Below are 11,410 nucleotides of genomic sequence, written 5' to 3' on the forward strand. Positions count from 1 at the left end.
AGAGAGGTAATTAATCCGCTTTTGGGCGCATATGCGGGAACAATAATACGTCGCGAATAGACGCAGAATCCGTTAGCAACATTACCAGACGGTCAATACCAATGCCCTGACCGGCTGTTGGCGGCATACCGTGTTCCAGTGCGGTGACATAATCTTCGTCGTAGAACATGGCTTCATCATCGCCCGCTTCTTTCTGTTCAACTTGCTCGCGAAAACGTTCAGCCTGATCTTCAGCATCGTTAAGCTCCGAGAAACCATTCGCCAACTCACGACCACCGGCAAAAAATTCAAAACGATCAGTCACAAACGGATTGTCGTCGTGACGACGAGCCAACGGTGAAACTTCAGCCGGGTACGCAGTAATAAAGGTAGGCTGAATTAAACGATGCTCAGCAACAGTCTCAAAAATTTCGATCTGAACTTTACCTAAGCCCCATGACGGCTTAACACTGACACCAACCTGCTCGGCAATTTCAGTTGCTGTATTCATGTCATTAAGCTGCTCAAGGCTCACTTCCGGCATGTACTTAACAATAGCTTCCAACACTGTCATGCGCTCAAACGGCTTACCGAAATCATAATCCACGCCCTGGCTGGTAAACTGAGCAGAGCCTAAGACCGACTCAGCCGCACCACGTAACATCTGCTCGGTTAAATCCATTAAGTCGTGATAATCCGCGTACGCCCAGTAGAACTCCAACATAGTGAACTCAGGGTTGTGGCGCGTTGACAGGCCTTCATTACGGAAATTACGGTTAATTTCGAACACCTTCTCAAAACCACCAACGACTAAACGTTTCAGGTAAAGTTCTGGTGCAATACGTAAAAACAGTTCCATATCCAGTGCGTTATGGTGCGTGCTGAAAGGACGAGCTGCGGCGCCGCCCGGAATCGCCTGCATCATAGGAGTTTCAACTTCCAGAAACTGACGGTCACTTAAAAAACGACGAATATAGTCAATGATTTTAGAGCGAGCCATGAAAGTACTGCGAGACTCTTCGTTGGTAATCAGGTCCAGATAACGCTGACGATAGCGCATTTCCTGATCTGACAAGCCATGGAATTTATCCGGCAAAGGACGCAGTGCTTTAGTCAGCAAACGTACTTCGTCAACTTGCACGCTTAACTCACCGGTTCCGGTAATAAACAAGGTGCCAGAGGCGCCGAGAATATCGCCTAAATCCCATTTTTTAAATTCCGTGTTGTAATAACCTTCAGGCAGATTGTCGCGGGCAACATACAGTTGAATTTTGCCGCTCATATCCTGGATGGTTGCGAAACTGGCTTTCCCCATAATACGGCGGGTCATCATACGGCCGGCAACTTTCACGCGAATGCCTTTTTCCGCCAGCTCTTCTTTGCTCAGATTATCGTATTCAGCGTGTAAGTCAGCAGCTAACGAGTCCCGACGGAAATCGTTCGGGAATGCGATACCCTTATCGCGAAGCGCCGACAGTTTCGCCTTTCGCTGCGCGATCTGTTCGTTTACGTCTACTTCAGGTGCCTGCGATTTATCAGTCATTATCGATTTTCCTCTGTCGGGATACTTAAATTAAACTTACAGCCCGCTTTTCAAGCTGGCTTCAATAAACGGGTCAAGTGCGCCATCAAGCACAGCCTGGGTATTACGGTTTTCGATACCCGTACGTAAATCTTTGATACGCGCATCGTCCAGAACATAAGAGCGAATTTGACTGCCCCAGCCGATATCAGCTTTTGAGTCTTCTAATGCCTGTTTCTCTTCGTTCTGTTTCTGTAATTCAAATTCGTACAATTTCGCTTTCAGCTGTTTCATTGCTGAGTCGCGGTTCTTGTGCTGCGAACGGTCACTCTGACATTGCACCACAATGCCTGTTGGTTCGTGCGTTAAACGAACCGCAGAATCGGTACGGTTAACGTGCTGACCACCGGCACCCGATGCCCGATAGGTATCCACCCGCAGGTCAGACGGATCAATCTCAATATCAATGTCGTCATCTACTTCCGGGTAAACAAAAACCGACGCGAACGATGTATGGCGGCGATTACCTGAGTCGAAGGGGGATTTACGTACTAAACGGTGCACACCGGTTTCAGTACGCAGCCAGCCGTAGGCGTATTCTCCGACCACACGTACCGTGGCCGATTTTATACCAGCGACATCGCCTTCTGACAGCTCAGTAATTTCCGCTTTAAAGTCATGCGCTTCTGCCCAGCGCAAATACATGCGTAGCAACATATTAGCCCAGTCCTGAGCTTCGGTTCCGCCGGAGCCTGACTGAATATCCAGGTAGCAGTCTGCCGAGTCGTTGTCTTTTGAAAACATACGACGAAACTCTAAAGCTTCCAGCTGTTTCACTAAACCGGACAGCTCTTCATGAGCTTCGTTAAAAGTGTCTTCGTCTTCTGCTTCTACCGCAAGATCAACAAGACCCTCGACATCATCCAGCCCCTGCTGAAGTTTATCCAGGGTTTGTACCACTTGCTCTAATGCCGCACGCTCTTTACCTAAAGCTTGCGCCTTGGGTGGATCATCCCACACATTGGGCTGTTCCATCTCACGAGTAACTTCTTCCAGACGCTCTAACTTAGCATCGTAGTCAAAGATACCCCCTAAGCGAATTACTACGCTCACGCATTTCTTTGATGTTGTTGTAGGTTGCGTTAGTTTCAAACATGCGACTACCTAATTCTGTTAATTCTAAAAGGGGCGTAGTTTAACGTATTGCGCGGATTTGCTCCACCAACAACTGAACGTTTGTGCGTCCGCGGAAGTGATTAAGCTGTGGCTTGTATAAAAGTTCAACAACGGAGGCCTGCCGCGCCGGCCATTGTTGTGTATCGACGTTAAAGGCAATCGCATCTAATAATTCGCCTTGCGGATGACGCACCACCAATTTTAGATGTCGCTCTCCGACAATGCGCTGATCCACCAATTCAAACTGGCCGTCAAACATAGGTTCGGGAAACTGCTGTCCCCAGGGGCCGGCACTTTGCAGCGTATTCACACTGTCCAGCGAGAGTTGTGTTGTTGTGAGTTCGCCATCAGACCAGAATACCCGCTGCTTCTGTTCTTCTGACAGCCACTCCGACGCAACTTGCTCCGCCAGTTCGGAAAAGCGCGTCAGATTTTCTTTCTTCATGGTTAAGCCGGCGGCCATAGCATGTCCACCGAAACGTTCCATAATGCCCGGCTGCAGACTATGAACACGTTCCAGTAAATCCCGCATATGCAGACCACTAACCGAACGTGCGGAGCCTTTTAGGAATTCATCGTCATCGTTGGCAAGCGCAATCACCGGTCGGTTCACTTGCTCTTTTACTCTACCCGCGACAATACCGATAACCCCGGCATGCCAGTCCGGCTGATACAAGGTGACTAAATCAGGCACCTGCCCTTGATCAAAACACAGCTTTGCAACAGCGCTTTCGGCGTGCTCGCGCATTTCCGTTTCAATCGATTTACGTTGCTGGTTTAAATCGTTAAGTTGCTGCGCTAACTGCTGCGCCCGGGTCTCACCCGCTAATAAGCACTCTATTCCCAGCCCGATATCGTCTAAGCGGCCAGCAGCATTAATTCGCGGACCAAGGGCAAACCCTAAATCACTGGCGGCCAGCTGACTGGCATCACGGTTGGCAACTTCCAGCAACGCTTTAATTCCGGGTCGGCTCATGCCTTTACGAATACGGGCTATCCCCTGCTGCACTAATACGCGATTGTTATAATCCAGCGGTACAACATCCGCTACGGTGCCAAGAGCAACAAGATCCAGCCAGTCAGCCAGGTTAGGTAACGGTTCAACGCCTTGTTCACGTAACGCTGAACGCAACGCCAGCAGGACGTAAAACGCCACACCCACACCCGCTAAATTTTTGCTGGAAAACTCACAGCCGTGCTGATTCGGGTTCACTATCGCGTTAGCCGGAGGCAGTTCTTCAGGTGGTAAATGGTGGTCAGTAACCAGCACTTGTATGCCTTTTTCACGAGCAAGTACAATAGCGTCATGCGCTGCAATGCCGTTATCGACAGTCACAATTAACTGCACATTCTCGACAGCTAGTTGTTCTACCATGGCAACAGAAAGTCCGTAGCCGTCAGTCATTCGGTTTGGTACGCGATACCCCACCTGCTGTAGACCAAAGGCCTGCAAGGCCGACACCATTAATGCCGAACTGGTTGCACCGTCGGCATCAAAATCACCGCAAATACAAACTTTTGCTTGATTTTTTAACGCATTTTGCAGCAGTTCAACGGCTTTCCCGATGTCTCTTAACGAAGAGAAATGCAGTAAACCGGAAGCTTTCAAAGATAATTCGTCAGCACGACGGACACCCCGGCGGGCATAAATTTGCCGCAACAAAGGTGGCATTTGTTGCGGCAAAAAGTCATCGTCAACCAGTTGATAACGACGTATTTCATAATCACTCATGAATTACTGTGACTCACCTTTTTTAATTTCAGCAATTAAGCGTGATGCAGGTAACGCCCCCGGTACTAAGCGACCGTCGGGCAGAACGATAGCGGGCGTACCGCTTACCCCAAAAGATTTGCCCAGTTGGTAGTGCTCAGCAACCGGATTGGAACAGCTTGAGTCGCCACTGTAATTTTCGTCTTCTTTAAAGGCGGTAATGGCCCCTTTTTTGTCATCCGCACACCAAACGGTTTGTAACTGCTTCCCGCCTTTGCTACTCATACCACCACGGGGAAAGGCCAGGTATTTTATGGTAATGCCTTGTGCGTGATAGCTGTCCATGTTTTCGTGCAGGCGCTGACAATAACCGCAGGTAGTGTCAGTAAAAACCGTTACCTGATATTTCTCGTCCTCAGCCGGGTACACGATCATATCGTCAGCAAAGCCTTTTAGCATTTTCAGGCGAACTTTAGCCATGCCGGCTTCACTTAAATTTTCCGGTTCACTCCCGGTTATATCAAACACATTGCCGCTAATAAGCCGTTCACCGTCATCTGACACATAAAACATGCCCTGATTAGTCACCGCACGGACATAGCCGTCAATTTCACCGGGCTCTGTGGACAACACTTCAATACCAATTTTATTCAGGTGCCGGGTGTCGACTTCACTTTGTTCCGCACTAATAGCCGGCGCACTGAAACTTGCGCCGACCAGCCCTACTAATCCAACTACAGACATTAAATTGCGCATAAATACCTCTTAAATTAACTGTCCGAACCCTACCCTGTTACCAGCCAAAATGCAATTAGCCTCGCGGGTGATGCTGAGCATGTAAGGCCTGCAGACGTTCACGTGCAACCTGGGTATAAATTTGTGTGGTAGATAAATCACTGTGACCTAACAGTAGCTGTAAGACACGTAAGTCGGCGCCATGGTTCAGCAAATGCGTGGCAAAAGCATGGCGTAAAGTGTGCGGCGACAAATGTGCGTAAATGCCGGCTTCTTCGGCGTAATGCTTTAATCTGTACCAAAATGCCTGACGTGTTAATAACGAGCCACGTTGCGTAACAAATATCCAGGGGCTGCTTTTATCCGTTATTGCCGGACGTCCATGCTTTAAATAATTGTCCAGCCACTCCAGCGCGTCTTCCCCTAAAGGCACTAAGCGTTCCTTATTGCCTTTGCCGATAACCCGAACTAAGCCTTGCTGGCGGCTCAACTGATCATATTGCAGACGAATAAGTTCGGTTACCCGTAATCCGGTGGCATAGAGAACTTCCAGCATAGTCCGGTCACGCAGACCAATGGGAGTTTCTGTATCCGGTTGTTCCAATAAAGAAATCACATCCTCTTCGCTTAACGAATGTGGGATGCTTTGCGGTAACTTAGGGCGTTTCAGGCGCGCTGTTGGGTCTACTGCCACCCACTGCTGTTTTACAGCAAACTGGAAGAATTTCTTCGTCGAACTTAAAAATCGCGAGGTGCTTCGTGGCGATAAGCCTTGCATACGCCGCCACAACAGGTAGTCCTGCAGCACCACTTCATCAGTGTCCATTAAGGATTTTTTAAGCGATAGCAAATATTCACAATAACGGCGTAAGTCACTGCGGTACGCGGCTTGAGTATTATTGCTGGAGCCATGATGCAGCCAGAGGTGCTCAGTAAAAGCATCAATACGATCTTCGTCCTCTGGGCGGAGTTGCTTCATGGTTTTTGGAAATTAGCGAAATGATAATGCTATTATGCCGCATAGCGAGAGCGGCTGAAACTGCTTGTGCAAAACTCTCCGAAAAGAATCAAGTTAAGCGCTAATGAGTAATGCCTAGTTTCTGCAGAACATCGTATAGGCCAGCGGGCCCTTTATATTTGTACTCGTTTTTTTCGTCCGTTTGCGGCTGCTTCTTCTTTTCCAGCCGCTGGCGAACCCGCCAGTCCAGGTTGTGAAGAAGCTCCAGGGGCAAACGATCAGGCGTTGCATCGGGAATAAGCGGCTGAGGATGAGTTGCGTCCTGTAGTTTAAAGTCTGACAACTGACTAACTGTTGCATAGACACCACTAGCCAGCACCATGCCTGGCTTTACATCTAAAGGCCGCGTTCTGCCGGCACCAATGGTTCTTTGCCAGTTAACTTGCGCAGGGCGCTCAGAAATAACCGGGTCGTCACCCAAGGCAGACACCCAATAAGCAAACTCGCCCGCGAAGCCGTGATTAACTGCTTCGCTCGCGTGTTGCTCAAAGAAATGAGCGGCCTGGTTTTCGACAGCACTATTCTGTACAGCTGAAACTTGACTCATTAAGACTCTGGATAATCGGTTACAGATACTTCTGTATCGGCCAAAGTCCTAAAAGTTTAAGTTTTCTCTTTACAGCTAAGCTAAGACTGTTATTATACGCGCCTCTTGAGTGGAGGGGTTCCCGAGTGGCCAAAGGGATCAGACTGTAAATCTGACGGCTCAGCCTTCGCAGGTTCGAATCCTGCCCCCTCCACCATTTCTTTACTGCACCGGCAGTTGGCTATCAGCCTGAATTACTCTTCCGAAAGCGTTATAACCACCTTACCCTGAGTTTTATTATCTGCAACATAATCCAGTGCTTGCTGAATATCGTCAGCGGCAAAAACCTCATCGATGATAGGTTTTATGGTGCTGCTTTTAAACTTATCGCCAAAATCACGCCACAAACCCTGTAAAATTTTTCCTTTGCGTTCCGGTGATAATGCTCGCAGAGTTGAGCCAATCAGCTTTTGGCGCTTCATCAGCATACGTCCGAAATCAACTTCGCCAGTCACGCCAGCCATTAAACCAATTAAAATAATACGGCCATCCTGTGCCAGATACTGCTGGTCTTTTGCTATAGACTCACCAGCGACAGGATTCAGAATGACGTCGACTTCGCCAAGAGCTTTAACTTCTTCAACAATGTTCTGTTTGTGCCGGTTTATCGCATTCTTCGCACCCAGTTTCAGGCAAAACTCCGATTTCTCTCCACTACCCACTACGGCGGTAAGCTCATTACCACTTTCCCGGCACAACTGGATCAGTGACGAACCCACACCGCTGGCACCCGCATGAGCTAATACCCGCTCTCCGGGTTTTAAGTCAGCTAATTGATAGACATTAAGATAGGCCGTAGCAAAAGTTTCCAGCCAACCCGCAGCTTCTGCATTACTCCAGCTTTCAGGCACCTCCAGTATTTGTTCAGCAGAAACATTCACTTGTTCAGCAAAACCGCCGCCAGCCAATAACGCGCTGACACGTTGCCCGGTTTGCCAGCCATTGACTTCGCTACCTACTTTTTCTATAACCCCACAGACTTCTAGTCCAGGAATAGTTGAGGCACCTTTAGGTGGTGGGTATTTCCCTGCTATTTGCATTAAGTCGGCACGATTAAGCCCGGCGCTCAGTACCCGCAGCTGAACTTCATTAGCCTGTGGCTCGTCCAGCTCAGGATGGTTCTTCCAGTGTACTTTTTGTTCGGAAATAGCAATTGCTTTCATATCAGCCTCTGTTGCCGCTTAACATTATTGAAATTAGCCAGTATGCTGTCGGTATGAATAAGATCAGGATACTGTTTGACGCAAATGGACAAAACCTTAGAGCTCAATAATAAACGCGTATTATTAATAGATGACCAGAAGCCCTTTCAGGTCATGCTCAAAGGCTTGCTGTTAAACTTGGGGGCGCAGGACGTACAAGTCAAGACCACCGGCGAAGCAGGTATTGCCGCTTACATTAAAAACCCGCACGATATTCTGTTGGTAGACTATAACCTTGGGCGTGGTCGCAATGGTCGTCAGGTTTTAGAGGAACTGCAAGTTCGAGGGCTAATGAAAGAGCATACTCTGTTCTTTATTATTACCGGCGACAACACCCGTCCTATGGTTCTCAGCGCACTGGAACTTCAACCCGATGATTATTTGATGAAACCGTTTTCACATAGAGTGTTGCGCTCCCGCCTGGTGCGAGCCTATAAACGCCGCATGTGGTTAAAAGACGTATTCAAGGCGCTGACAAATCATGATTATGAAACCTGTATTGGTGCCTGCCAGAAACATATTCAATCTAACAGCCGCTACAGTAATTACTGCCGCAAACTGCAAATTGAGTTGTACAACAAAACCGGTCAATTAGATAAAGCGGAAACGGCAATTAAAGAACTACTTGAGGAAAACTCTCACAGTTGGGTCTTTCTAAAACTGGCTGAAACGCGGTTATTACAAAACTCTCCCGAAGAAGCCCTGAATATTCTTAATCATTTAATTAAGCGCATGCCTAATGCTGTTGAAGCTTATGACCTGAAAACCGAATGTTACCTTCAACAACAGCAGCTGGAAGACGCTTTGGAAAGCGCCCGTGATGCCATCACCATGGCGCCATTTTCAATTGAAAGGCAAACCAAACTGGCCCATATTGCCCGCGACAACGGCGACTTTGACATTGCCAAGCAAGCCATGAACAACGTTTTGCAAATAGCTCGTAAATCGGTTTTTCGTAACGCACATCACTTATGTAACTATTTACGCAGCATTTTAGATGCGGCCGAAAATAGCGATACACCGCAGCAAATCAGTAAGTATCAGACAGAAGCAACAATGGAGCTACAACGAGCCCGCTATGACGAGCACCTGTTGCATGCCGATATTTCGTTTGAGGATTTGGAATCCATTTTATTGTCACGTATTGATTCATTTAATGGTCGTTTACGCGAAGCTCAGCAACGCTTAAACGAGGTTGTTGGCGAAAAACTAGCGCACAATCAGCCTATCAATAAAGATTTACTACCTGACGTTATCGCCATTTTACTGGATGTCGGGGAGTATGAAAAAGCGAATGCGCTAGCAGCGAATCAGGATGAAAACCCGACTCTTGACAGTTATACCACTAAAATTTTACAGGCACGCTTAGCTGCAGCTCAAAAACAGCAGGATAACTTCTTTGAAGTTCATAAGGCGGGCTTAGATGCTTATCAGCAAGGCAACTATATTCGTGCACTGGAGCTGTTTCGTAACGCCATGGAGGCCGCGCCAATGAATAGTGGTGCTGCACTTAACTTTATTCAGGCGGCCGTCCGTTATGTTGAAGAAACTCCAGGTGGAGAGCGAGCTCGGCTTAAGAAAGAATGCGATAATTGCTTTAAAGTCTTAGAGGGGCTGCAATTATCCAGTAGCCACAGTAACCGCTATGAGCGGTTACTGGAGCAAACTGAAGGGTTGGAACTGCGCTAGCTCAGCTTTTGGTTAGCGGCTAACTGACCTGATTGATAATCCTTAATAGCCTGCTCAATCTGATCCGACGAGTTCATGACAAAAGGACCGTATTGAGCAATCGGTTCTTCAATAGGTTTGGCGGCCAACAAGATAAAGCGCGCATGTTCAGTAGCGGAAAAATCTAAGGTTTCAGCAGGATCAAGCAAGATCAACTCGCCCTCTTTCGCCCCCTCCCCATTCACTGTCAGCTCACCCTGATAAACATAAGCCAAGCGTCGTTTTTGCCCTTGTGACGGCAAACTGAAGCTGTCACTTTCTAAGTGAACATCGAGCATTAGAAAGTCTCGTCCCGGCGCATTTACTGGACCCTCCTGCTGCTGGTATTTCCCTGAAATTATTCGGATCAGAGCATCACCATTTTTCACTTCAGGAATGCTGGCTGCCGGATAGTCGTGCCACTCAGGTTCACTCATTTTTTCATCGCCCGGCAAGTTTACCCAGAGCTGAAAACCCCACATAAGGCCTTCAACTTGCTTCGGCATTTCGGCGTGAATAATACCTTTCGCCGCCTTCATCCACTGCACACCGCCAGCATCAACTTCACCGCTATTACCAACAGAGTCTTTATGTTCCATAGTGCCCGCTAACATATAGGTCAGCGTACAAAAACCGCGGTGTGGATGGGGCGGAAAACCCGCAATATAATCGTCCGGGTTATCGGAACGAAACTCATCCAGCATTAAAAACGGGTCCTGATGTTTTAGCCCCGGCTGATTAATAATACGAGTGAGTTTAACTCCCGCGCCATCCTGCGCCGGCATTCCCCGGTGTTTGGCTAAAATAACACTCATGACTGGCTACTCCCCTTGCTACCCCTGTTATGTGCCTGGTGAAAATCGATTTCCGGTCCCTTCGGCACTATTTGTGTCGGATTAATGGTTTTATGGCTGGCATAGTAATGCGTTTTAATATGGTCCATCACTACGGTCTCTTCTACGCCCGGGTACTGGTATAGCTCCAATAGGTAATTCCACATATTAGGGTAATCGACAATGCGCTTCTTGTTGGTTTTAAAGTGCCCGAAATAAACCGCATCGAAACGTACCAGAGTAGTAAATAAACGCCAGTCAGCCTCGGTTAATACGTCACCAGCTAAATAACGGCTCTGACTAAGAATGTTCTCTACTTTGTCTAAGGCAGCAAATAGCGATTCGTACGCTTCTTCATACGCATGCTGCGTGGTCGCGAAGCCACTACGGTAAACACCGTTGTTAATGTCGTTGTAAACCCACTCATTAACTTCTTCTATCTGCTTTTGCTTACCTGCGGGAAAGAAGTCCGATGTATTCCCGGTCAGCTCGTTAAACGCTGAATTGAAAATACGGATAATTTCGGCCGATTCATTGTTCACTATGGTCTGATTTTTCTTATCCCATAGTACTGGAACGGTTACTCGCCCGGTGTATTCCGGGTCAGCTTTTAAATACAGCTGATAAAGGAAGTCGGCATCATACAATGGCTCGTTAAGCGGCGCGTCTGAAAACTCCCAGCCATTCTCCAGCATCAGCGGGTGCACAACGGAAACATCAATATGACTTTCCAGACCTTTTAATTTTCGGAAAATAAGCGCACGGTGAGCCCACGGACAGGCGTAAGAAACGTAAAGATGGTAACGCCCAGACTCGGGCTCAAACTCTGTGCCCTGCGCTACGGTATTGCGAAACTGTGATTCGCTGCGAACAAAGCGGCCACCGTGTTTTTTGGTGTCATACCATTTGTCATGCCATTGGCCATCAACTAATAAACCCAT

Annotated in this window: 10 protein-coding genes and 1 tRNA gene; 2 read left to right on the top strand and 9 right to left on the bottom strand. The window is 47.9% G+C overall.

The window, feature by feature from the left end:
* Window positions 1-10 precede the first annotated feature (10 nt).
* The 6 genes from lysS to IL_RS04210 form a co-directional block, all read right to left on the bottom strand.
* Window positions 11-1,522, bottom strand: coding sequence for a lysine--tRNA ligase (lysS, locus tag IL_RS04185; RefSeq protein WP_011234073.1), 1,512 nt, complete (start codon window positions 1,520-1,522; stop codon window positions 11-13).
* A gap of 36 nt (window positions 1,523-1,558) precedes the next feature.
* Window positions 1,559-2,657, bottom strand: a protein-coding gene (gene prfB, locus IL_RS04190; RefSeq protein ID WP_110012522.1) for a peptide chain release factor 2 whose coding sequence is annotated in 2 segments (ribosomal slippage) — window positions 1,559-2,581 and window positions 2,583-2,657 — 1,098 coding nt in all. Because the reading frame shifts where the segments join, the coding sequence is not laid out codon by codon here.
* 39 nt (window positions 2,658-2,696) lie between these two features.
* On the bottom strand, window positions 2,697-4,409 hold the full coding sequence (gene recJ / locus IL_RS04195) for a single-stranded-DNA-specific exonuclease RecJ (RefSeq protein WP_011234075.1): 1,713 nt from the start codon (window positions 4,407-4,409) through the stop codon (window positions 2,697-2,699).
* Window positions 4,410-4,412: 3 nt separating this feature from the next.
* Entirely contained in the window at window positions 4,413-5,144 is a 732-nt protein-coding gene (dsbC, locus tag IL_RS04200) for a bifunctional protein-disulfide isomerase/oxidoreductase DsbC (protein WP_011234076.1), read from the bottom strand.
* Between the two features lie 55 nt (window positions 5,145-5,199).
* Window positions 5,200-6,102 (bottom strand): site-specific tyrosine recombinase XerD, encoded by a 903-nt coding sequence (gene xerD, locus IL_RS04205; protein ID WP_011234077.1) that lies wholly within the window; start codon window positions 6,100-6,102, stop codon window positions 5,200-5,202.
* 100 nt (window positions 6,103-6,202) lie between these two features.
* A complete protein-coding gene (locus IL_RS04210; protein ID WP_011234078.1) occupies window positions 6,203-6,688 on the bottom strand; it encodes a VC2046/SO_2500 family protein in 486 nt (161 codons plus the stop codon).
* A gap of 111 nt (window positions 6,689-6,799) precedes the next feature.
* Here IL_RS04210 and IL_RS04215 point away from each other — a divergent pair.
* Window positions 6,800-6,884, top strand: a tRNA-Tyr gene (locus tag IL_RS04215).
* Between the two features lie 37 nt (window positions 6,885-6,921).
* On the opposite strand, the gene IL_RS04220 is transcribed toward IL_RS04215, so the two are convergent.
* On the bottom strand, window positions 6,922-7,890 hold the full coding sequence (locus IL_RS04220) for an NAD(P)H-quinone oxidoreductase (protein ID WP_011234079.1): 969 nt from the start codon (window positions 7,888-7,890) through the stop codon (window positions 6,922-6,924).
* Window positions 7,891-7,974: 84 nt separating this feature from the next.
* On the opposite strand from IL_RS04220, the gene IL_RS04225 reads away from it, so the two are divergent.
* Complete coding sequence (locus IL_RS04225; RefSeq protein ID WP_011234080.1) at window positions 7,975-9,618, top strand: tetratricopeptide repeat-containing response regulator; 1,644 nt, start codon at window positions 7,975-7,977, stop codon at window positions 9,616-9,618.
* Here the strand turns inward: IL_RS04225 and IL_RS04230 are convergent.
* Window positions 9,615-10,451 (bottom strand): pirin family protein, encoded by an 837-nt coding sequence (locus IL_RS04230; protein ID WP_011234081.1) that lies wholly within the window; start codon window positions 10,449-10,451, stop codon window positions 9,615-9,617. The two genes, IL_RS04225 and IL_RS04230, sit on opposite strands and share 4 nt — an antisense overlap.
* Complete coding sequence (locus IL_RS04235) at window positions 10,448-11,410, bottom strand: glutathione S-transferase family protein (RefSeq protein WP_011234082.1); 963 nt, start codon at window positions 11,408-11,410, stop codon at window positions 10,448-10,450. Before IL_RS04235 ends, IL_RS04230 begins: the two co-directional genes overlap by 4 nt.

Origin of the sequence: Idiomarina loihiensis L2TR (assembly GCF_000008465.1) — a bacterium.
GTDB classification, from domain to species: Bacteria; Pseudomonadota; Gammaproteobacteria; order Enterobacterales; family Alteromonadaceae; genus Idiomarina; species Idiomarina loihiensis.